Source organism: Domibacillus sp. 8LH, from assembly GCF_038806185.1.
In the GTDB taxonomy this organism is placed as follows: Bacteria; Bacillota; Bacilli; order Bacillales; family Domibacillaceae; genus Domibacillus; species Domibacillus indicus_A.
The window spans coordinates 1-20,844 of record NZ_JAVJNG010000022.1; the positions used below are offsets into that span (position 1 = coordinate 1).

At 43.6% G+C, this 20,844-nt stretch carries 25 protein-coding genes and 1 pseudogene; all 26 read left to right on the forward strand.

Annotated features, from left to right (window positions below):
* On the forward strand, positions 1-267 hold a 267-nt coding region (gene nirD / locus RG959_RS18765), incomplete at its 5' end, for a nitrite reductase small subunit NirD (RefSeq protein WP_342798429.1).
* Positions 268-299: 32 nt separating this feature from the next.
* Positions 300-1,121, forward strand: a complete 822-nt coding sequence (locus RG959_RS18770) for a formate/nitrite transporter family protein (RefSeq protein WP_342798430.1) — start codon at positions 300-302, stop codon at positions 1,119-1,121.
* 441 nt (positions 1,122-1,562) lie between these two features.
* Complete coding sequence (locus tag RG959_RS18775) at positions 1,563-2,309, forward strand: ABC transporter ATP-binding protein (RefSeq protein WP_342798431.1); 747 nt, start codon at positions 1,563-1,565, stop codon at positions 2,307-2,309.
* 67 nt (positions 2,310-2,376) lie between these two features.
* The gene (locus RG959_RS18780) at positions 2,377-3,327 is read left to right on the forward strand and encodes an aliphatic sulfonate ABC transporter substrate-binding protein (protein WP_483298906.1); all 951 of its coding nucleotides are present in this window, start codon (positions 2,377-2,379) and stop codon (positions 3,325-3,327) included.
* A 41-nt stretch (positions 3,328-3,368) separates the two neighbouring features.
* The gene (locus tag RG959_RS18785) at positions 3,369-4,349 is read left to right on the forward strand and encodes an aliphatic sulfonate ABC transporter substrate-binding protein (protein WP_342798433.1); all 981 of its coding nucleotides are present in this window, start codon (positions 3,369-3,371) and stop codon (positions 4,347-4,349) included.
* Entirely contained in the window at positions 4,346-5,176 is an 831-nt protein-coding gene (locus RG959_RS18790) for an ABC transporter permease (RefSeq protein WP_342798434.1), read from the forward strand. The genes RG959_RS18785 and RG959_RS18790 overlap by 4 nt, the downstream gene beginning before the upstream one ends.
* A 16-nt stretch (positions 5,177-5,192) precedes the next feature.
* Positions 5,193-6,338: an FMNH2-dependent alkanesulfonate monooxygenase gene (gene ssuD, locus RG959_RS18795; RefSeq protein ID WP_342798435.1), complete on the forward strand. Its 1,146-nt coding sequence runs from the start codon at positions 5,193-5,195 to the stop codon at positions 6,336-6,338.
* Positions 6,339-6,470: 132 nt separating this feature from the next.
* Positions 6,471-7,370, forward strand: coding sequence for a LysR substrate-binding domain-containing protein (locus RG959_RS18800; RefSeq protein ID WP_342798436.1), 900 nt, complete (start codon positions 6,471-6,473; stop codon positions 7,368-7,370).
* Between the two features lie 134 nt (positions 7,371-7,504).
* On the forward strand, positions 7,505-8,521 hold the full coding sequence (locus tag RG959_RS18805) for an LLM class flavin-dependent oxidoreductase (protein WP_342798437.1): 1,017 nt from the start codon (positions 7,505-7,507) through the stop codon (positions 8,519-8,521).
* Positions 8,511-9,836 (forward strand): LLM class flavin-dependent oxidoreductase, encoded by a 1,326-nt coding sequence (locus tag RG959_RS18810; RefSeq protein WP_342798438.1) that lies wholly within the window; start codon positions 8,511-8,513, stop codon positions 9,834-9,836. The genes RG959_RS18805 and RG959_RS18810 overlap by 11 nt, the downstream gene beginning before the upstream one ends.
* Before the next feature lie 14 nt (positions 9,837-9,850).
* The gene (locus tag RG959_RS18815) at positions 9,851-10,135 is read left to right on the forward strand and encodes a glutaredoxin family protein (RefSeq protein ID WP_342798439.1); all 285 of its coding nucleotides are present in this window, start codon (positions 9,851-9,853) and stop codon (positions 10,133-10,135) included.
* A gap of 45 nt (positions 10,136-10,180) precedes the next feature.
* Positions 10,181-10,711, forward strand: a complete 531-nt coding sequence (locus RG959_RS18820) for a GNAT family N-acetyltransferase (RefSeq protein ID WP_342798440.1) — start codon at positions 10,181-10,183, stop codon at positions 10,709-10,711.
* 21 nt (positions 10,712-10,732) lie between these two features.
* On the forward strand, positions 10,733-11,563 hold the full coding sequence (locus RG959_RS18825) for an amino acid ABC transporter substrate-binding protein (RefSeq protein ID WP_342798441.1): 831 nt from the start codon (positions 10,733-10,735) through the stop codon (positions 11,561-11,563).
* A gap of 22 nt (positions 11,564-11,585) precedes the next feature.
* Positions 11,586-12,290, forward strand: coding sequence for an amino acid ABC transporter permease (locus RG959_RS18830; RefSeq protein WP_342798443.1), 705 nt, complete (start codon positions 11,586-11,588; stop codon positions 12,288-12,290).
* A 20-nt stretch (positions 12,291-12,310) separates the two neighbouring features.
* Entirely contained in the window at positions 12,311-13,021 is a 711-nt protein-coding gene (locus RG959_RS18835; protein ID WP_342798444.1) for an amino acid ABC transporter permease, read from the forward strand.
* On the forward strand, positions 13,018-13,842 hold the full coding sequence (locus RG959_RS18840) for an amino acid ABC transporter ATP-binding protein (RefSeq protein ID WP_342798445.1): 825 nt from the start codon (positions 13,018-13,020) through the stop codon (positions 13,840-13,842). The genes RG959_RS18835 and RG959_RS18840 overlap by 4 nt, the downstream gene beginning before the upstream one ends.
* On the forward strand, positions 13,832-13,960 hold the full coding sequence (locus RG959_RS18845) for a hypothetical protein (RefSeq protein ID WP_342798446.1): 129 nt from the start codon (positions 13,832-13,834) through the stop codon (positions 13,958-13,960). Before RG959_RS18840 ends, RG959_RS18845 begins: the two co-directional genes overlap by 11 nt.
* Before the next feature lie 26 nt (positions 13,961-13,986).
* Entirely contained in the window at positions 13,987-14,595 is a 609-nt protein-coding gene (locus RG959_RS18850; RefSeq protein ID WP_342798447.1) for a GNAT family N-acetyltransferase, read from the forward strand.
* Positions 14,519-15,670, forward strand: a complete 1,152-nt coding sequence (locus tag RG959_RS18855) for an amidohydrolase (protein ID WP_342798492.1) — start codon at positions 14,519-14,521, stop codon at positions 15,668-15,670. Before RG959_RS18850 ends, RG959_RS18855 begins: the two co-directional genes overlap by 77 nt.
* Positions 15,671-15,698: 28 nt before the next feature.
* Positions 15,699-16,217 (forward strand): annotated as a pseudogene (locus RG959_RS25625) (LLM class flavin-dependent oxidoreductase); the annotation flags it as partial.
* The gene (locus tag RG959_RS18865; protein WP_342798449.1) at positions 16,148-16,357 is read left to right on the forward strand and encodes a hypothetical protein; all 210 of its coding nucleotides are present in this window, start codon (positions 16,148-16,150) and stop codon (positions 16,355-16,357) included. The pseudogene RG959_RS25625 and the gene RG959_RS18865, both read left to right, overlap by 70 nt.
* A 175-nt stretch (positions 16,358-16,532) precedes the next feature.
* Positions 16,533-16,961: a riboflavin kinase gene (locus RG959_RS18870; RefSeq protein WP_342798450.1), complete on the forward strand. Its 429-nt coding sequence runs from the start codon at positions 16,533-16,535 to the stop codon at positions 16,959-16,961.
* Positions 16,906-17,229, forward strand: coding sequence for a hypothetical protein (locus RG959_RS18875; protein ID WP_342798451.1), 324 nt, complete (start codon positions 16,906-16,908; stop codon positions 17,227-17,229). Before RG959_RS18870 ends, RG959_RS18875 begins: the two co-directional genes overlap by 56 nt.
* 18 nt (positions 17,230-17,247) lie before the next feature.
* A complete protein-coding gene (gene ssuE / locus RG959_RS18880) occupies positions 17,248-17,793 on the forward strand; it encodes an NADPH-dependent FMN reductase (RefSeq protein WP_342798452.1) in 546 nt (181 codons plus the stop codon).
* 1,086 nt (positions 17,794-18,879) lie between these two features.
* Complete coding sequence (locus tag RG959_RS18885) at positions 18,880-19,407, forward strand: immunoglobulin-like domain-containing protein (protein WP_342798453.1); 528 nt, start codon at positions 18,880-18,882, stop codon at positions 19,405-19,407.
* An 803-nt stretch (positions 19,408-20,210) separates the two neighbouring features.
* Positions 20,211-20,636, forward strand: coding sequence for an RrF2 family transcriptional regulator (locus RG959_RS18890; protein WP_342798454.1), 426 nt, complete (start codon positions 20,211-20,213; stop codon positions 20,634-20,636).
* The last annotated feature ends 208 nt before the right edge of the window (positions 20,637-20,844 follow it).

Sequence of the window (20,844 nt, forward strand, 5' to 3'; positions counted from 1 at the left end):
GAGAAAATGGGAAAAACCGTCCGGGTGGGAGAGCTGGAACTGGCTGTGTTTAAACTTGGAAATGGCACGGTCAGAGCGATTGAAAATCGCTGCCCGCATAAAGGCGGGGTGCTCGCAGAAGGAATTGTCAGCGGCGAGCATGTTTTCTGCCCGATGCATGACTGGAAAATTTGCACAACTGATGGTAAAGTGCAGGCGCCGGATACCGGCTGTGTATCTACTTATAAAGCTGTTATTGAAAATGACGACGTATTTCTACTTATATAAAAAAGGAATTTATTTAAGAGGGGAATAAAGCAATGAGTTTTGTGAAACCCGAACAGGTCGTAGAAAATATGGTTCACGCTGGAGCAGTGAAAGCGAATTTATCTGTAAAAGATTTGCTGATCCGCAGCGCACTTTCCGGTGTTTTTTTAAGCTATTCTGTTACACTCGCTATGACGGCAACAGAACAGACAGAGACTGGAATTATTGGGGCATTACTGTTTCCAGCGGGGTTTGTTTTAATCATTTTGCTTGGATTGGAATTGTTGACTGGTAATTTTGCTCTTATTCCACTTAGTGTAATTGAGAAAAAAGCATCAGTTCAGCAAATGCTATCAAACTGGTCTTGGGTATTTATTGGACATTTACTCGGTTGTTTATTTTATGCTTTTCTTTATTATGTGTCTTTTCATCATGCAGCAGACCAGTCGGTGATTGAACAAATTGTTAAAACAGCTGAAGCCAAAACAATTGGATATGCAGCACTTGGACCATCTGGACTTGCCATCGTTTTTACAAAGGCTATTTTATGTAACTGGCTGGTAGCGCTGGGTGCTGTAATGGCTATGACATCAAGCAGCGTAGGGGGAAAAATTATTGCCATGTGGCTGCCCATCTTCATCTTTTTCGCTCAAGGGTTTGAGCATGCGGTGGTTAACATGTTTGTGATTCCAGCTGGAATTTTTTTCGGAGCCAATATTTCTCTTGCCGATTGGTGGTTGTGGAATCAAATCCCTGTTACATTAGGCAATATTGTGGGAGGTTGTTTGTTTACTGGAATGGCTTTATATGCAACACATAAAAGTAAAAGAAAATCCCCTTCTACTGTTATGCTGGCGAAATCGGGGACAAAGTGAACCATTCCAACTAATTGCTATGCAATTTGAAGGAGTCTTCTGGCCGGTAATGCGATAAAAAAGGACCAGCTTGTACTTTAATGTACATATAAGCTGGTCTTTCTTTTTGCTAAAAGAGCGAAGTGAGTAATTTAAAAAGAATTAAATTTTTATCAAAAAGTGGTTGACGAATAGCTAACAACCATTTATGATAATTCTTATATAATTAATCGGATATAAAACGTGTTAGCAAACCTTATATCCCACGTGCTGATCAGACAGCTGAAAGCACACGCCTTTTTTTTATAGGCGTGTGCTTTTTTTGTTAAATAGAAAGGGTTGATGGCAATGGAAAGCGACTGCGGCATGATGGAGTAGACAATTGGATAAAAGCTGATCGGACAACCGAAGGCTCTCTGCTTTTTTTGGCAGGGAGCTATTTTTATTGAAGGAGAGGAAAACATGGTCGTTTCTATACAGGTAGCAGAAAAAGCATTTGGATCCAATGACAAACGGGCAGTTGTACTTGAAGATATACGGCTGGACATTGAGCGCGGAGAATTTTTAACGGTTATTGGGCCGAGTGGATGCGGCAAAAGTACGCTTTTAAAAATTGCAGCCGGGCTTGATACTTCATACAGTGGCAGCGTGACGGTCCATGATCGCAAGGTGACAAAACCAGGCATCAGCCAGGGATTTATTTTTCAAGAGCACCGTCTGTTTCCCTGGATGACGGTGGAGCAGAACATCGCGGCAGACTTGAATTTGCGTGATCCGGGCGTGAAAGCGAAAGTACAGGAACTCATTGATATTGTCCGGCTGACCGGTAATGAAAAAACATACCCAGCCGAATTGTCGGGAGGGATGTCGCAGCGGGTAGCGATTGCCAGAGCACTGCTTCGGGAGCCGGAAATTCTCCTGCTTGATGAGCCATTCGGAGCGCTTGATGCGTTTACCCGCAAGCACCTGCAGGATGTATTGGTCGATATTTGGCAGCGAAAAAAAATTACGATGATTTTAGTGACGCACGATATTGATGAGTCGATTTATTTGGGGACACAACTGGCCATCCTGCGGGCGAAACCAGGCCGTATTCAAAAGTGGATGCCAGTCGGGCTGCCGTTTCCGAGAAACCGTACGTCCTTATCCTTTCAACATTTACGCCAGAAAGTATTAGAGGAATTTGAAAAAACCGAACAATCTGTTTAAAAAAGAACACGGAGATTTAGGAGGAGTCCAGGTGAAAAAATGGCTGTTGCTTGTTTTAAGTGTATGGATGTTAGCCGCATGTTCCGCGGAAACAGAAGGAGAGACAAAAAAACTGAAGGAAATCAATATCGGCATTCAACAAAGCCTCAGCCCGATCTGGATTGCCAAGGAAAAAGGCTGGTTTGAAGAAGCGTTTAAAGAAGAAGGCGTGAAAGTAAACTGGATCGAGTTTCAAAGCGGGCCGCCCCAGTTTGAAGGGCTGGCAGCAGGCAAGCTTGACTTTTCTCAGGTGGGGAATTCACCGGTGATCAGCGGGCAGGCGGCAGGTGTGCCTTTTAAAGAAATTGCGATTACGGAAGAAGGACGCAAGGGCAACTCGATTATCGTCAAGAAGGGAAGCCCAATCAAATCCATTGAGGACCTAAAAGGGAAAAAGGTAGCCGTTGCGAAAGGAAGCGGAGGCTTTGACTTTCTGCACAAAGCGTTAAAATATGCGGGAGTATCCCCAGATGACGTAGAGATGATCCAGCTGCAGCCGGATGAAGCAATGCCGGCATTTGAAAATGGATCGGTCGATGCCTGGGCGATCTGGGAGCCGTTTGTTTCTTTGCAGTCGCTTAAAAATGGAGCAACGGTTTTAGCAAATGGTGAAACCATTGATACATATTCTCCGGGATTCACCATTGTGCGCAGCGAGTTCGCAGACAGTTACCCAAAAGAAGTAGAAAAATTTCTTCAAGTTTATGATAAAGCCATTCAATGGCAAAAAGAAAACAAGCAAGAAACCATTGCCATCTACGCAAAAGTAAAAGACCTTGATCCATTAATCGTAGAAAATGTGCTGAATAACACAGAAGCACTGAATGAGCCGATTACCAAAGAGATTATTCAATCACAGCAGGAAACAGCTGATTTTCAATACAAGCTTGGTGCGATTGATAAAAAGATCGATGTTTCGGAAGTAGTAGACAATCAATTTATTGAAAAAGTAAAACAGGGATCTGAAGAAGCCAAGTAAGCTGAATCAGTAAAAGAACAGATCTCGAAGGAGGAAACATCATGAGGAAGTGGCTGTTTTTAATCATCGCATCATTCCTTTTAGCTGCATGCTCCGCGAAAACGTCAGGTGAGCAGCAGGAAGTAAAAGAGATCAACATCGGCATTCAACAAAGCCTCAGCCCGCTTTGGATTGCAAAAGAAAAAGGCTGGTTTGAAGAAGAATTTGAAAAAGAAGGCATAAAGGTGAAATGGACCGAGTTTCAAAGCGGGCCCCCTCAATTTGAAGGGCTGGCAGCAGGCAAGCTGGACTTTTCGCAAGTCGGTAACTCACCGGTTATTGGGGGGCAGGCAGCGGATGTTCCGTTTAAAGAAATTGCCCTTTCCCAGGATGGACTGAAAGCCAACGCGATTTTAGTGAAGAAGGGAAGTTCCATTCAATCGATTAAAGATTTGAAGGGGAAAAAAGTAGCGGTGGCAAAGGGAAGCAGCGGCTTTGCCTTCCTGCATAAAGCATTAAAAGATGCGGGTGTATCACCAGACGATGTGGAAATCATTCAGCTTCAGCCGGATGAAGCAATGCCGGCATTTGAAAATGGATCGGTGGATGCCTGGTCGATCTGGGAACCGTTTATCTCACTGCAGACCATTGAAAATGGGGCGGAGATTTTAGCCAACGGCGAAACGCTGCACTCCTACTCACCAGGCTTTACGCTCGTCCGAAGTGAGTTCGCAGAGGCGCACCCGGAACAAGTAGAGAAATTCCTTTCTGTTTATAACAAAACGGTTGAATGGCAGAAAAAGAACCGAGACGAAGCCGTGTCCATCTATGCAAAGCTAAAAGAATTGGATGAAAACGTGGTGGAAAGTGTGCTAAACAATACCGAGCCTTTAAATGAACCCATCACAAAAGACATTATAGAAACCCAGCAGGAAACGGCTGATTTCCAATACAAGCTTGGTGTGATTGATAAAGAAATAGATGTATCCGAAGTAGTGGATAATCAATTTATCGAAAAGGTGAAGAAGGAGGAAGAAAAATGAAGTCAGCCGTATACACCGAACTAAGCACCCAGGAAAAAGCGGAAAAAACGAAAAAAGCCAGGACGGTTCCTCCGTGGCTGAAAGGATTTGTCGTTCCGATTATTATTCTGGCACTTTGGCAGTATACCGGAAGTGCCGGCTGGATTTCGGCGACCGTGCTGCCGACGCCGCTGGCCATTCTTTTATCCTTTTGGGATTTAACGGTGTCGGGAGAGCTGGCAGCGAATATGAAAATTAGTATCGCACGTGCAGCTGGCGGATTTTTGCTGGGCGGCGGGCTGGGTCTTTTATTTGGCATCCTCGTTGGATTTTCCAAAAAAACAGAGTCCTACTTGGATCCATCCCTGCAAATGCTGCGGACTGTTCCGCATTTGGCCGTCACGCCGCTTTTTATCTTATGGTTCGGGTTTGATGAGTTATCAAAAGTGCTGTTAATTGCACTTGGTGCGTTTTTTCCTATCTATATTAATACATTTCTCGGTATTCGAGGTGTAGATGCCAAGCTGTTTGATGTAGCGCGTGTGCTGGAATTCAGCTGGCGCCATCAAATTACACGCCTTATTCTGCCGGCTGCGCTGCCAAACATTTTACTTGGTGTTCGGCTGTCTCTTGGGATTGCATGGCTTGGCCTTGTAGTGGCAGAGTTGATGGGATCGAGTGCTGGTGTGGGCTACATGATTATGGATGCCCGCCAGTTTTCGCAGACAGAAAAGGTTTTTGTCGGGATTATCATTTTTGCAGTCGTAGGAAAATTAACAGATTCATTTGTGAGACTGCTTGAACGGAAATTATTAAAGTGGCGTAGCAGTTTTCAAGGAACTAACTAATAAAGGAGAGAGATAAATGGAAATTTTATGGTTTATTCCAACACATGGTGACGGTCGTTATTTAGGAACAGATATTGGCGGAAGAGAAGCAGACCATACGTATTTTCGACAAGTGGCCCAAGCGGCTGACCGGCTTGGCTACACAGGGGTACTGCTTCCAACTGGAAAATCATGCGAAGATCCGTGGCTTACTGCGGCTGCACTCGCAGCAGAGACTACAAGGCTGAAGTTCTTGGTAGCACTGCGTCCGGGTTTAATGCAGCCATCTGTTGCTGCACGTATGACGTCTACACTGGACCGCTTATCCAACGGGCGTGTGCTTATTAACGTTGTTGCTGGTGGTGATCCTGTTGAACTTGCAGGAGACGGCCTGTTTCTTAAACACGATGAACGCTACGAGGCGACGGATGAATTTTTAACAATTTGGCGCGGTCTGCTGAAGGGTGAGACGGTGAATTATGACGGGAACTATTTAAAATCAGAAGGCGGCGAATTATTATTCCCACCGGTTCAACAGCCGACACCACCTGTTTATTTTGGGGGCTCCTCACCTGCTGGCCAGCAGGTAGCAGCTGCCCATTCGGATGTGTATTTAACATGGGGCGAACCGCCGGCTCAAGTTAAAGAAAAAATTGACAGTGTACGCCAGCAGGCTCAAAAAGAAGGGCGCACAGTCCGGTTTGGCATTCGCCTTCATGTAATTGTACGCGAAACGAATGCAGAGGCGTGGGCGGCAGCAGATCGGTTGATCTTTCACTTAGATGATGAAGTTATAGAAAAAGCCCAGCAAAAACTAAGCCGTCATGATTCAGCTGGACAGAGCAGGATGGCTGCGCTTCATAGAAAAGGGAAAGAGGCAGATCTTGAGATAAGCCCGAACTTATGGGCAGGAATTGGGCTTGTACGCGGTGGTGCCGGCACAGCACTTGTTGGGGATCCTCAAACGGTTGCGGCTCGTATAAAAGAGTATCAAGACCTCGGAATTGAAAGTTTTATTTTTTCTGGATATCCTCACTTGGAAGAATCATATCGATTTGCAGAGCTTGTCTTCCCACTTCTTTCATTTGGCCAAGGTGAAGATTTAGGGCGTTCAAGAGGAAATGTTGGAGAAACGATCGGCAATAGCATTTTAGCTGGAAAAATTAAAAGTCATACAGTATAAATAAAGCAGCTGAACAAAATAGCTCTGACCTTATATGGGAAAAATAAGCCGCTGATTGGTCAGCCAAAAGCGCCTGAATGCACGAATGCGTTCAGGCGCTTTTTCTATACATTTGGGCGGGGAGGAAACCGGATGAATATTGATCACCTAGAAGCCTTTATATATGCAGTTCATTTTAATAGTATTCATAAAGCGGCGGACGCCTTATTTTTATCACAGCCCACAGTGACAGCGCGTATCAAAACACTAGAGCGCGAGCTGGAACAGCAGCTGTTTGACCGGAGCGGAAGAGGCGTTTCATTAACGGAAAAGGGAAGAGAGTTTCTGCCATATGCGGAGCAAATTGTTCAAACATACGAGCAGGCCAAAAAGCTGCTTCGGAGGGAATCTGCCCAGAAAGAATGTGTGATTGGCGCAAACCTGATTTCTTCTCAATACTTTCTTCCGCATGCATTGCCGTTATGGAAGGAAGCGTTCCCTGACTGGCGCTTTACTGTTGTATCGGCATCCAATGATCTGCTTGTTGAAAAGCTTTTACGCAAAGAATTGCACATTGCTTTTATGAAGGAAGCTGCCCATGATGCGTTAGCGCAGCAGCCTCTTCTGGACAATTCAGTCCGGCTGGTGACACTGCCGGGGCATGCCTTTGTTGGAAGAACGGATATTTCAGCGGCAGAGTTAGCGTTGGAGCCAATGGTGTTTTTTGAATGCGGCGCTTTTGACTGGAACAGGGTGCATAAAATTTTCGAGGCAGCCCATGTAAAGCCGCGTATTGAATTTCAAGTCGGGCATCTGGAAGTAGCCAAATCCCTGATTAAAAGCGGAGCGGGCATCGGTTTTTTACCCTCGTTATGCATAAAAAATGAACTGGAGCAAGGAGAGTTAATTGAAGCTGAAGCGTCTCATCTTCTTCAGTTAAAACAGCATATATATGGTGCCTATTACGGGACCGAACCGCCGCCATTATGGGAATTTGTCCAGCACTTTGCCGGTATATTCAGCGGAAGCGGCCAGCAGTTGAGCATTCATTAACTTTTTGAATGAAAACAATAAATCTTTCTATCGGCAAAAGCATTTCTTTTTCAATATCCGGGTGGTAGGATAAGTGTCAATCACCGAAAGCTGATTAATCTTACCAACTAACTATGAATAAGGAGGGAACAAAAGTGGCATACAAAATTAGTTTACTGGATCAAAGCCCGATCTTTGAAAATGAAAGTGCATTTGACTCCTTGCGGCATACTGTTCAGCTGGCACAAAGTGCAGAAAAGTGGGGATATTACCGCTTTTGGGTGTCAGAGCATCATAACGCGGAGCAGCTGGCCGGTTCATCGCCAGAGGTGCTGATTGCCTATTTGCTGGCTAAAACAAATAAAATCCGAATCGGATCGGGTGGCGTGATGCTGCAGCATTACAGCCCCTACAAAGTGGCGGAGAATTTTAATGCTTTATCTTCTTTAGAGCCAGGACGGGTGGACCTTGGCATTGGGAAAGCTCCGGGCGGGCTTCCGCTTTCCACAAAAGCACTTCAATATGGAACCGTCAATGACGGGCATGATTTTGAAGGAAGGCTGACGCTGCTTGGGCAAATTCTAGAAAATACCATCCCAGAGGGCCATCCACTTTCAGGAGTAAAAGCCAACCCTAATCCGCCAGAGCGGCCTGACTATTATTTGCTTGGTGCCAGCGCTAACAGTGCAGAACTGGCTGCAAAGAACGGCTGGAATTACGTTTTTGCCCAATTTATTAACAGTGATATCAGTATTTGGGAAGAAGCGGCTCAAGCATATCAAAAACAGAAAAAGAAAGGCAAACTTGTGATGGCATTATCGGTTTTTGCGGCTTCAAGCCAGAAAGAAGCAGAAGAGAGGGTGGAAAACCAGCTTGTTCATAAAGTCTTTTTAAAAAGCGGACGCAGCGTAACGGTTCAATCATTTGAACAGGCAGAGAAATTCGGCCGGGAGTCGGGTGAGGCATTCCAAATAAAAGAACAAAAAATAAGCACAGTAGCCGGAACACCAGATTACATTCAGGAAGTGCTCACTCATTATCATCAAGCATATGGAGTTGAAGAGTTTATTCTTCATACGCCAATCGAGGATAGAAGGGCTCGTTTTCAGTCCTTCCAGCTGCTAAGCCCCATCGAACTATTCAGTGAAAAGAGGGAAGAATATGTCTCGTAAAAAACACATTCAGTTTGGGATTATGCTGCATGGGCCGGGAGGGCATATGAATGCATGGAAGGACCCGTCCGTACCAGCAGATGCGAGTGTGAACCTGGCATACTACCAATCGGTCATTAAAAAAGCGGAAGAAGCAGGATTTACCTTTGCTTTTGTGGCTGACGGGCTTTATATCAATGAAAAGTCGATTCCGCATTTTTTAAACCGGTTTGAACCGATTACGATTTTGTCGGCTCTTGCATCCGTTACTTCTAAGATCGGTTTAGTTGGAACACTGTCGACTTCCTATAGTGAGCCGTTTACGGTGGCACGGCAATTTGCTTCACTGGATAAAATCAGCGGAGGACGGGCTGGCTGGAACGTCGTGACATCGCCGCTGGAAGGATCGGCAGAAAACTACAGCAAGGAGCAGCACCCGCCGCATGCACTTCGCTATGAAATTGCTGAAGAATACCTTGAGGTCGTAAAAGGGCTATGGGACTCGTGGGAAGACGACGCTTTTATCCGCAGCAGGGAAACCGGACAATTTTTTGACCGGCAAAAGCTGCATACCTTAAATCATAAAGGAACCTTCTTTTCGGTGAAAGGACCTTTGAACATTGAGCGGTCTGCTCAAGGACAGCCGGTTATTTTTCAAGCAGGCGCGTCGGAAGCAGGTAAAAGCCTGGCCGCAAAAGAAGCAGACGCTGTGTTTACCAATGCAGAAACATTAGAGCAGGCACAGGCTTATTATCGGGATGTGAAAAAAAGAGCGGAAGCGTTTGGTCGGAACAGGGAGGGAATCCGTGTGTTCCCGGGCATTTATCCGGTTATGGGAGCGACAGTAGAAGAAGCTGAAGAAAAGTATCGTGCGATTCAAAGCCTGGTCTCCATTGATGAAGCACTGAATTATTTAGGCCGCTTTTTTGACCACTTTGACTTTAGTGTGTATCCGCTTGATGAACCATTTCCGGAGATCGGCGCGGTTGGCCAAAACAGTTTCCGATCCACAACAGATAAAATTAAAGAACGTGCACGCAAGCACAAGTTGACACTTCGGGAAGTGGCACTTCAAGTGACAACACCGAAAAGTGCCCTGTTTGGCACATATGAGCAGGTGGCTGACCAGCTCATTCAATGGGCAGAGCAGGAAGGCGCGGATGGTTTTATTCTCGGTTTACCCGTTTTAAGCAGCGGGCTGGCAGACTTTATTGATCACGTCCTGCCGATTTTAAAATCAAAAGGATATTATGACTCAGAATATCAAGCGGATACACTGCGCGGCAATTTAGGACTGCCGTTTAAAGAAAATCGCTATACAAAACAAACCGTTTAAGGGAGGAAATAGTTATGTCAACATCACTATCAGTCGTTGTCTGGTCTAAAGAAGGCTGCCATTATTGCGGGGAAGTAAAAGAATACTTGAAGAAAAAACAAATTCCTTTTCGGACAGTAGACGTCACCAAAGCAGACGACCGCCGGGATATTTTAGAAACAAAGTATGGTGTGCGCCACGTTCCAGTTGTGGAAATCGGGAAAAACGGCATCTATGAAGGAATTACAGAGGTAGGCCTTGACCATATAAAAAAAGCGATTGCCCGCCATGCTGAGTCCGAAGAATTTTTATCACTTTAAACTGACTAAATAGATGAGAATAATAAGTTAAAAGGAGTGTTTGAAATGACCCATCTTATCCGGCTGGCATCTGCAGAAGATGCAGATGCCATTTTGGATCTCACATTGAAAGCGTATCAGCCTATTCGGGATTTGAACATTCATTTCTCCGCTGCCCATGCGGACAGGGAGCTTGTGCTTCACAATCTTACTCAAAATGCCACCTATCTGCTTGAAAAGAGTGGAAGAATAGCGGCTACCGTAACGGTTCGTTATCCATGGGTTGATCCAGGTCGTGAGACTTATCCGTTTATTTGGTGGTTTGCCGTGCATCCGGATTTTAAGCAAAAAGGAGTAGGGTCAGCACTGCTGTCTTATGTGGAAGAGGAGGTTCTGACCAAACAGGTCAAAGCGCCTGCTGTGTACCTGGCGACCGCAACGCGCCACCCCTGGCTGGTTGGAATTTATGAGAGGCGCGGCTACAAAGCATTTAAAGAAAAAGTGCATGAAGGAGATAACATTGTGTTTCTTCGAAAAATATTAAATCCATCTTTGTATGAACTGATTGAGAAAAGAGAATCCATCACCAGCACGTAAGGTGCAGACAGGAGAAGAATGATGAAAAAATATGTTGTATTCCTTTTAGCACTCTTACTGACAGCGGTAATGGCAGCCTGCTCGCCAAAAGAAAATGCCGGCACTACAGAAGCGGAAGCCGGCAGCGGAACGTCCTCTTCGAAGGCGAAAACGATTATCATCGGCACAGGGACCCAGTTTCCAAACGTGTGCTTTTTAGATGAAAACGGGAAGCTGACCGGTTATGATGTGGAACTTGTTCGTGAAATCGATAAAAAACTTCCTGAATACAACTTTGAATTTAAAACGATGGAATTTTCGAATCTTTTATTAAGCCTTGAAACAAACAAAATTGATTTTATTGCCCATCAGATGGAAGTAAATGAAGAACGTCAGGAGAAGTTTCTATTTAATAAAGAACCATACAACGTGTTTCCGCTTCATGTAGCCGTCAATCAAAAAAACAAAGATATCCACTCTATTCAGGACCTGAAAGGAAAAAAAGCAGTGGTTAGCGCTACAAGCAATTCAGCCGTCTTCCTTGAAAAATATAATAAGGAACATAATGCCGGCATTGAGATTGTCTACTCCGGACAGGGAGCGGACGACACAACGAACCAAATCCGAACTGGACGTGCGGATGCCACAATTACGACTCCGTTTGCCGTGGACTTTTTAAATGAACAGGCAGATGCCCAGCAAAAAGTAGTAGGAGAGCCTTTATTGAATTCAAAAGTTTATTTCCTGCTTCGTAAAGATGAAACAACGCTGCAGCAACGTATTGATGAAGCATTAGTAGAATTGAAAAAAGAAGGAGTGGTCAGTGAGTTGAGCAAGAAATGGCTGGGTGCTGACTACACAGTCGAATTTTAATCATAACAGGGAGGGAATTCCTATGGGCAAAGCATTCGACCTTACCTTGGTCTGGGGGTTTCTTCAGGAACTTATCCCTTATTTAGGTGTGACGCTGAATATTCTATTTGTTTCCATCCTGGCCGGAATGGTATTAGGGATTGCTGCGGCAGTCCCCAGACTTTTCCGCCTGCCCATTCTTGCACAGCTGGTGATGCTGTATGTTTCGTTCATACGGGGAACTCCGATTTTAATTCAGCTTTTCCTGGTGTTTTACGGCGTACCGGCTGTATTACTTTTCGCAGGAATCGATGTTTCCCGAATGGATGCCGTTTACTTTGTGATGATCACATATGCCATCAGCAACGGTGCTGTTTTTTCAGAAATTTTTCGAAGTGCTATTCAATCGGTTGATTATGGTCAGACAGAAGCAGCACTGTCTGTCGGGATGAAAGACTACCAAAGTTTTTTCCGTATCGTTTTGCCGCAGGCGTGGGGCATCGCTCTTCCGAACATAGCCAATTCCGTGATCGGCTCATTAAAAGATACTTCTCTTGCTTTTACGATTGGCGTCATGGATATGGTCGGGCGCGGGGAAACCTTAATTGCATCTACCGCCCATTCACTGGAAGTATATGTTTCACTTTCCATCATTTATTACATTGTTGTATGGATGATGGAGAAAGCATTCAAGGTCGTTGAAAAGCGGGCAAACCGCTATAAGGGAACCATATTCCATCCTGCTTAATGGAGAAAGGAGGAACCAGTATGACAATCGATATTCCATTTATTTGGACAGCTTTTAAGGAGATCAGCAAGGCCCTGCCTGTTACGCTGATGCTCACTGCCGTTCCGCTGGCGGCCGGCTTTTTCATTGGGCTGGCAGTAGCCCTGATAAGAATGTACAGAGTAAAAGGACTTACGGCTCTTGCGAATGGCTATGTATCGTTTTTAAGAGGCACGCCCATTATCATGCATGTGATGCTTATTTATTTCGGGCTGCCGATGCTGATCGACTCGGCTGCAGGAAAGCTGGGCCTGCAAGCACATTCTGAAGAAATCCCGATTAGTGTATTTGTTTTATTGGCCTTGTCCTTAAGTGCGGGTGCTTATTTATCAGAAATTATTCGGTCCGGTATTTTAAGTGTTTCTAAAGGACAGATAGAAGCCGCGTACTCTGTCGGGATGAGTACGTTTCAAATGATGAAGCGGATTGTACTGCCGCAGGCACTTGCGCAGTCTATCCCCAATTTGACGAATATTTTTATCGGTTTTCTGCATACCTCTTCCATCGCTTTTATTGTCTCTCAAAAAGAATTGACGGGAGCGGCGAACATTGTCGCATCCACCAACTTAAAGTTTCTAGAAGCTTTTATTGCCGCAGGCCTCATTTACTGGATACTGACGATCCTGGCAGAGAGTGTTTCATCTTTCGTTGAGAAAAAAGCAACGGCTTTTGCAAAAGGAGGAGTTCAATGATTGAGCTAAGGGGCATTAAAAAAACCTTTCACCAGCAGGAAGTACTAAAAGGGATTAGCATGGCGGTTCAAAAAGGGCAGGTCGTTACAATCCTTGGACCGAGCGGATCCGGGAAAACCACTTTGCTCAGATGCATGAATTTACTGGAACAGCCGGATGAAGGGAGCATTCAAGTGGGTGACGTGACCATTGGGGCACAGGGAGCCAAGAAAAAAGAAGTGATTGCACTGCGCAGGCAGTCAGCTATGGTTTTTCAGCATTACAATTTATTCGCCCATAAAACGGTGATTGAAAATGTGATGGAAGGCCTGATCACCGCTCAAAGAGTAAAAAAAGCGGAAGCAAGAGAGCGAAGTGAGCAGGTACTGGCAAAAGTGGGTCTATTAGATAAAGTCAATCATTATCCGAGCCAGCTTTCCGGAGGGCAGCAGCAGCGAGTCGGGATTGCCCGGGCACTGGCTTTAAATCCAAAAGTGATTTTATTTGATGAACCGACTTCCGCACTTGATCCGGAACTGGTAGGAGAAGTGCTGGCGGTCATTAAAAGTATCGCGAAAGAAGGCATTACGATGGTGATTGTTACCCATGAAATGAGCTTTGCACGTGAAGTGTCAGATCACGTTCTTTTCATGGACGGGGGGATGATTGTCGAGGAAGGAACACCAGAGGAAGTTTTTCAAAAACCAAAACAAGAACGGACAAAACGCTTTTTACGGCGGCTGTCTGGTGAAACGGATGAATTATTGCTGCAGCAGCCACAGGTGCAGCTTCAGAAAAATCCGAATACTCTGCCGAAGGGAGTTGCAGGTCATGTCGTATGAATACCGGGAAGAGCTGGAGAATGGTTTAGAAGCGTCATTCGAAATAAATAAACAAAGAAAAAGTAAAACAGCTGCTGCTGAAGAAGAGAATGAAGATATCACAAAAGCCGATAAATGAGTCCTTCAGAAAGGAGGAAGATGAAAATGATTCATCTGAAAATTGAACAGCTAATAGAATCGGACAAAGAAACTGTACGGAGATTATTATTAGAAAGCTACCATCAATATGAAAAAGAATTTACAGATAAAGAAGCTTGGAGGAACTATATTGAACAAATCAGCAGGTCAGTCGATAACCCGAATATTGCCTGCATCTTAGTTGCAAAGCAGAATGGAGAAGCGGTTGGGACGCTGCAGTTGTTCAAAAACGCTGAAGCAGCCTATGAGCGTCCAGAGCTTGATATTCAAGCCCCAATTGTCCGGCTGCTAGCCGTGCACCCGAAAGATCGCGGTCAGGGAGTAGCGAAAGCTCTGCTTAAAGAAAGCCTTTTATATGCGAGAAGCCAGGGAGCCGCTCACCTTTATCTTCACTCGGGAGACATTATGCAAAAAGCGATTCAATTATATGAATGGCTCGGCTTTAAGCGGGACCACTCAAAAGAGTTTTTTAACCGGGATGTGCATGTAAAATGCTTTCGATACGATTTAACAGAAAGGAGCGAATGGCTTGAACCGGATGACGTTAGAAAAGGATCTTATTCAGATACGCCGCCATCTTCACCAATTTCCGGAATTGTCAGAGAAGGAATTTGAAACAACGAAATTCATAGCCAGCCAGTTGCTTAAAAGAGGAATCAAAGTGCGGCCGACCGTTTTAGAGACTGGCGTATTTGCCGATATAGAAGGAACCCATCCCGGACCCACGATTGCGATTCGGGCTGACATTGACGCCCTGCCTATTCAGGAACAAACGAATCTGCCATATCGTTCCCGTATCCCCGGCAAAATGCATGCATGCGGGCACGATTTTCATACAGCGGCTGTGCTTGGGGCAGCTTACTTACTAAAAGCGGAACAGGCTGAACTGAGAGGGAAAATACGCTTGATTTTCCAGCCGGCAGAAGAATATGGGGCCGGTGCCCAAAAAGTACTACGTGATGGCCAGCTGAAGGACGTAGATGCGATTATCGGCCTTCATAACAAGCCTGATCTGCCGGTGGGGACCATTGGCATTAAAAGCGGGCCGTTAATGGCGGCAGTAGACCGGTTTAAAGTCGTCATAAAAGGAAAAGGCGCGCATGCTGCGCTGCCACAAAACGGGCATGATCCTATTACCGCTTCTGCTCAATTGATTACAGCTCTTCAGACGATTGTCAGCCGCAGCATATCGCCTCTGGAAAGTGCAGTAGTAAGTGTCACAAGAATTGAAGGAGGAAATACATGGAATGTGCTGCCGGAAACCGTCACGGTTGAAGGGACAATACGAACATTTGACCCCGAAATCCGTACACAGGTAAAAGAACGCTTTTATGCTATAACGGAACAAATAACAGGTGCGTTCTCAAGTGAAGCGGCTATCGACTGGTTTGAGGGACCGCCGTCGCTCATAAATCATGCCGCTGTGGCAGAAGCGGCATGGGTCGCTGCAGAGCGATACGGTTTAAAAGTAATGGAACCAGAACTTTCAACGGCTGGAGAAGACTTTGCTTATTACCTGCAGCATACACCCGGTGTCTTCGCGTTCTTTGGTACAAATGGAGACGAGGATTGGCATCACCCTTCGTTTACAGTAGATGAAACAGCGCTTATAGAAGCGGCTTATTTTTTATACCATAGCGCAAAAGAGCTTTTGCTCCAGCAAACAGTGCTCACTGAAATAAGTGGGTGAATTGAGTACGGAAAAAGGGAAAACGGCTATGAAATTTCTGCTGTTTTCATTAATGAGCAACGGGCCTCATCCTTTAACAGGGCGGGTGCCTGCAGAGCAGGACATATTCCAAAATATGCTAAAGTAAGCGGTGCTGTCCGAAGAACAAGGCTTTTATGGTTTTGGAGTAGGAGAGCGGCACGGCACACCTTTTCTTTCTTCTTCACCAGCGGTTGTTTTAGCAGGAATTGCTGCTAAAACCTCTCAGATCAGGCTTTTTACAACGGTCATGGTTTTAAGTGTGCTGGATCCGCTGCGTGTTGCAGAAGATTTTGCAACACTGGATTATGTATCGGAGGGCCGACTTGAACTGATGGTTGGAAAAGGCAACAACCCGAGGCATCCTCCTTTATTTGGTATCACTGAAGAAGAACAATGGAACTCACTTGAAGAACGATACAGCTTGCTGAAGCGCCTTTAGACAGAAGAGGGTGTATCGTGCAAAGGCAAATACCGGCCTCTTTTAAAAGAAGTAACAGTCAAACCGAGGCCCCTACAGCCCTCTATATTCTCGTCTATCAGCAGGCGTTTGGCCATCAATTTCAAAGTATCAGCGTAGATGCGCTTGAAGAAGCGGAACAGCAGGAACAAATTATCCGTTTTGCGGAAGAAGTCATGCCGCTTGTAAACAAAGAGCTGGCTGTATAGGGAAAAGAGTACAGAAAAGCATATTTTTATAAAACCAACTTTACAAATAGGATTAATTATTTTAAAATGAATATAAATCTTACATGAGCCGTCTGGACCACTAGAGGCCTTTTACGTAAAGCATATTTGCTTCACGTAAAAGGCCTCTTTTATTTTAAACGAAAGGGTGATAAACATGGCAGATGTACAGTATGTACAATGGATCAGCAAGCCGGTGATCAGCGGGGAGGTGGTTCATGGGATGAAGACCGGAAGAAAACTTGGATTTCCAACGGCTAACCTCAGCCAGTCACCTGATTGGGTTGAAAATGGAGTGTACGGCGTTCAGGTTCAAATTGAAGATGAATTACTGAACGGGGTTATGAACATAGGCGTAAAGCCGACATTTGGCTCTCGTTTTGAGCGCATCACAGAAATTCATCTCTTTGACTTCCAAGGTGATCTTTACGGAAAAAACATCCAATGTGTGCCTCTCTTTCGGATTCGGGATGAACAAAAGTTTTCATCCTTTCATACATTGCTGCAGCAGATAAAGGAGGATGTAAACTATGCAAGAACTATATTCAGCCGCCAGGGCGCCGTTCAAAGACAGCGCATTTCTTAATTTGCCTAATACCCGGTTTTATGAATGGTGCCATAAACAGTATGGGCTTAACCGAGGGGTGCTTAATACGATCGACAATTGGTTTTATGATTATGGAATTATCAACGTCATATCCCGGCGTATCTATATGTTGGCTTTTTTGGATTATGTAAGAGAAGCAGGGCTTCGGAGCAATGGACAAAAGTTTGTGAAGTTCGGGCATGGCGGCCTTTCAGAAAAGTTAAAGGAGTTCCTGAAGCTTCATGATGCCCATGCTTACAGCATTTAAAAGGAAAGGATGAATAAAATGACAAAAGCAGCCATTATCTATGGAGGCAACAGCAAGCAGTCCCGTTTAAAAGGAATTTTGGATAAAGCAGAATCTTATTTTAAAAAAGAGAGCATTGATACAGAAACCATTTTCGTTCATGATCTGCCGGCAGAAGATTTAATTTTAGCTAATTTTAATAGCGAGCCAATTTTAAAAGTAAATAAAATAGTAGAAGAAGCGGATATTGTCGTGGTGCTGACACCTGTTTACAAAGCTGCATATACTGGCATTTTAAAAACATACCTTGATTTGCTGCCCCAAAAAGGACTGGAAGGAAAAACAGTTCTTCCGCTCGTTCTTGGAGGCTCGTTTGGCCACCTGCTGGCTATTGACTACGCACTGAAACCAGTTTTATCTGCACTTGGCGCTACTAATATTTTAAGCGGTGTGTATGTACTTGATACACAAGTGGAAAAAACAGAAGACCTGGAATACGTTTTGGCGCCTGAAATTAGTGAACGGCTGGACCGGGTGCTGGCTTTATCGAAAGAAGAAGCCAGTCGTTATCTCGCTTTAAAATGAATGAAGTTTTTCATCCAGTAGTGTGTAGGTGCAAAGAAACACTTTCTATATATAAGAGAAACGCGATCGCTTAAGAGTTGTAAAGTAATCTCCGACATATATCCTGCTTGTAGAATTGAACAGCCAAAGACTTCACCTATAGCTTTTTGCTATAGGTGAAGTCTTTTTTAATAAGAGAAAAAATATTTTTCTTTTTTGAAAAACAGGAGAATAATTCGTGATTTGCAGGAGAACGAGATGCAACGTGGGGATATGCAGTAAGAAGCCGATGATTTAAGCCGCTTATCCATAGGGAAGTAGTGAAAGTATTTGGCGAAAGACTCTGCAGTGTAGGTTCTCAAACATACATTATTTTCAGTGAGAATTCCCTTATTTGAAATGTTAGGTACACAAGGGCAGTTGAAAATTTTAAAAAGGTCAAATACCTCTAACTGCTCCAGTATAATTGAGAAGAAATTCTTTTTAAACAGGCAAATATTATAACGTCAGAGCATACAATCATAGTATTCAATAGATCAGCCCAAAATGCTTGAATATACATCATATTAAAAGCCAATTAGGTTGGTGAAAACGTTAATCCAGCGTTTTGGAATACAGTTAAAAAAGAGGCTTTTCCACTTGGAGATCGACTTTAGATAGCCGAGATTTAAAAAAGGCGGAGGGAGTAAACCTTACCGAAAAACAATTCGATAAATAATAGCAATAGATTGAACAGATCTAAGTTACTGCAAAGAATTAAACAAACATTAGCGGTTCCCCTTAGAAAATTGAAGGGGGTTGAAAGTTTAATAAATGCCGATCAGACCAACTGAAGGCAGACTCTTTTCACACATTGTTAAAAGCGGTCTGTCTTTTTTGTATGGATAAACCTTAGAAGAAGGGGCTTTGGCAATGTGAAAAACGGCTTTGGGGCATTAACCGGACAGCAGCCGTTTTAGCAGGATACAACTACATTATATGAGCACAATCTGCAGGGCAGTCAAAAATAAACCATATAATTTATCAAGCAGTCTTCTATTAAAATAATTCCTTTGCATCTTATTCGAAGTGAGGGGCTTATATGCCTATAAGGAAGGAGGATTTATAGTGAATAAACAGCATTTTATTTTACTGTTTTTAATCATAAACGTATGTTTATTGACTGCGTGTCAGATAAGCGACTTTAAAAAGGTGGTAACAGCTGATGTAAAACAGGATAAAATAGCACCTATCCAGCATATTACACAATCAAAAGATGATGTCACATTAAAGATCGAAAAAAAGCAGGATAAAATATCTGTAAATGAATTAACCATTACAATTTTAAATGAAAGCAAATTTGCTCTTGTACCTGGTGAACGTTTTGCCATAGAAAAAAATATGGACGGTGTTTGGTATTCTGTTCCAATTCAATTGAAAGCTCCTCAAACAGGAGGCTCTTTTATTCGTCCGGAGGAAGCTTTTGCGCAAACGGTTTCTCTTGATCCTTATCTAGAAAATGATCTTCCCCCGGGAAAATACCGGCTCGTTAAGTTTTTTGGAGAGCTGATGGAGCCTAAGGCAGACAACAAACGAAAAAAACTCGTGCTCGCGGTTCCTTTTAAGGTCGTTAATAATGGTCTGTCCATCGAATAAAGAAACATTCTATGAATATATAATTGCCTTTTAAACTGCTTCTTAAGATGAACTCATAGCTTATAATTGGTTTTGTTTCAAACTGAGCTTTAATTAAATCATTCATTCATTCATTACAGTTAGATGGATGTTAAAATTCTTTAATTATTTCCAAATTATTAAAAAATATATGGGTGAGAAATTGCCCATTTAAAGCAAGCTGCTAGGAAGTTATCAGATAGAATAGGGATGTGGAAAGAAGGGGGGGGAATCAAAGAAAGCAAAAGGTATTTTAAGCTGCTTGGTGAATGCTCTGTAAAACATTAAGAAAAATAAATCCCTGTATATACTTGCTTTTATTTAATGGACGTTATGAGACCGCCCCGCACATTCACTTATTAAAGTGGCTTTTATATTGCCCTATTGTGTTGTGACCTTCGTTAAATAAGCTGACCCCAATCCAAAATGTTATGTATACGTTTCATTTTTTAACTTCCTCAATTTTTCCTTTTCCTCATTTTTTCATAAGTACGACCACCAAAATCCAAATCCACTATTTTTGCAAAAATTGGAATAATCGAAAGAGTACTGATTTAGTAGTCCACCCAGCCTGGATTTGTCACAAGGAACCAAATGATGAGTAGTATAACAATGCTTATGAAAGAAAAAAACGAATCAACCATTTTCTCTTTTCTTAAAATTTTTTAGAACAGTACAAAACATTTTTTCCCGGATGCTTTTTTATTTGAAGTGTAGACATAGTGAGGACAGATGCATATAATTTGAATAAATCCAATAGAAATAATGGGAATTGAGGTAAATAAATGAAGGTCTCCAGCCGGGGTGAATATGCACTGCGGGCACTCATTGTGCTTGGGCAAAAGAAAGAGCTGATGCCAATCAGCGAAATATCAGAAGGAACGCTTGTCACAGTAAAATACTTAGAAAAGATTCTGCTCAGTCTAAAGAAGCTTGGGTATGTCGAGAGTAAACGCGGCGTTCAAGGTGGTTACTTTTTAAGTAAGTCGCCGGCAGAGATCAATATTGGTGAAGTGATCCGGCAAATAGAAGGGCCATTGTCTCCAATGAGCTGTGCGAGTGTTACGGCTTATGAGCCCTGTCAGCTTGAAGGAAGCTGTTTGCTAAAGCCGCTTTGGGCTCTTGTAAGAGACACGATTGCTTACGTGCTGGAACAAACAACATTAGAAGACTTATTAAAAGGACAGCTGCGTCCCATTGTTCCTGTTTAATTCAGAAAAATATTTTTTTTGAAAAAACAGGTAGACATCATTTTCTGAATGGGCTATAATCCAATTATTCAAATAAAACAAACCGAAATACTTGGTTATAAAAAACTACATACTACGCCAATCAGACAACTGAAGGCTCCTTGTAATCTCTATCCAATATGTTTGGCCTGGCGATGAAAAGGAGCTTTTTTTGACCAAAAGTCGACTG

What these genes read in the sequence shown, in the direction of transcription:
- RG959_RS18770 (WP_342798430.1), top strand. Translation starts at nt 300, where the DNA reads ATGAGTTTTGTGAAACCCGAACAGGTCGTAGAAAATATGGTTCACGCT.
- RG959_RS18775 (WP_342798431.1), top strand. Translation starts at nt 1,563, where the DNA reads ATGGTCGTTTCTATACAGGTAGCAGAAAAAGCATTTGGATCCAATGAC.
- RG959_RS18780 (WP_483298906.1), top strand. Translation starts at nt 2,377, where the DNA reads ATGTTAGCCGCATGTTCCGCGGAAACAGAAGGAGAGACAAAAAAACTG.
- RG959_RS18785 (WP_342798433.1), top strand. Translation starts at nt 3,369, where the DNA reads ATGAGGAAGTGGCTGTTTTTAATCATCGCATCATTCCTTTTAGCTGCA.
- RG959_RS18790 (WP_342798434.1), top strand. Translation starts at nt 4,346, where the DNA reads ATGAAGTCAGCCGTATACACCGAACTAAGCACCCAGGAAAAAGCGGAA.
- ssuD (WP_342798435.1), top strand. Translation starts at nt 5,193, where the DNA reads ATGGAAATTTTATGGTTTATTCCAACACATGGTGACGGTCGTTATTTA.
- RG959_RS18800 (WP_342798436.1), top strand. Translation starts at nt 6,471, where the DNA reads ATGAATATTGATCACCTAGAAGCCTTTATATATGCAGTTCATTTTAAT.
- RG959_RS18810 (WP_342798438.1), top strand. Translation starts at nt 8,511, where the DNA reads ATGTCTCGTAAAAAACACATTCAGTTTGGGATTATGCTGCATGGGCCG.
- RG959_RS18815 (WP_342798439.1), top strand. Translation starts at nt 9,851, where the DNA reads ATGTCAACATCACTATCAGTCGTTGTCTGGTCTAAAGAAGGCTGCCAT.
- RG959_RS18820 (WP_342798440.1), top strand. Translation starts at nt 10,181, where the DNA reads ATGACCCATCTTATCCGGCTGGCATCTGCAGAAGATGCAGATGCCATT.
- RG959_RS18825 (WP_342798441.1), top strand. Translation starts at nt 10,733, where the DNA reads ATGAAAAAATATGTTGTATTCCTTTTAGCACTCTTACTGACAGCGGTA.
- RG959_RS18830 (WP_342798443.1), top strand. Translation starts at nt 11,586, where the DNA reads ATGGGCAAAGCATTCGACCTTACCTTGGTCTGGGGGTTTCTTCAGGAA.
- RG959_RS18835 (WP_342798444.1), top strand. Translation starts at nt 12,311, where the DNA reads ATGACAATCGATATTCCATTTATTTGGACAGCTTTTAAGGAGATCAGC.
- RG959_RS18840 (WP_342798445.1), top strand. Translation starts at nt 13,018, where the DNA reads ATGATTGAGCTAAGGGGCATTAAAAAAACCTTTCACCAGCAGGAAGTA.
- RG959_RS18845 (WP_342798446.1), top strand. Translation starts at nt 13,832, where the DNA reads ATGTCGTATGAATACCGGGAAGAGCTGGAGAATGGTTTAGAAGCGTCA.
- RG959_RS18850 (WP_342798447.1), top strand. Translation starts at nt 13,987, where the DNA reads ATGATTCATCTGAAAATTGAACAGCTAATAGAATCGGACAAAGAAACT.
- RG959_RS18855 (WP_342798492.1), top strand. Translation starts at nt 14,519, where the DNA reads ATGACGTTAGAAAAGGATCTTATTCAGATACGCCGCCATCTTCACCAA.
- RG959_RS18870 (WP_342798450.1), top strand. Translation starts at nt 16,533, where the DNA reads ATGGCAGATGTACAGTATGTACAATGGATCAGCAAGCCGGTGATCAGC.
- RG959_RS18875 (WP_342798451.1), top strand. Translation starts at nt 16,906, where the DNA reads ATGCAAGAACTATATTCAGCCGCCAGGGCGCCGTTCAAAGACAGCGCA.
- ssuE (WP_342798452.1), top strand. Translation starts at nt 17,248, where the DNA reads ATGACAAAAGCAGCCATTATCTATGGAGGCAACAGCAAGCAGTCCCGT.
- RG959_RS18890 (WP_342798454.1), top strand. Translation starts at nt 20,211, where the DNA reads ATGAAGGTCTCCAGCCGGGGTGAATATGCACTGCGGGCACTCATTGTG.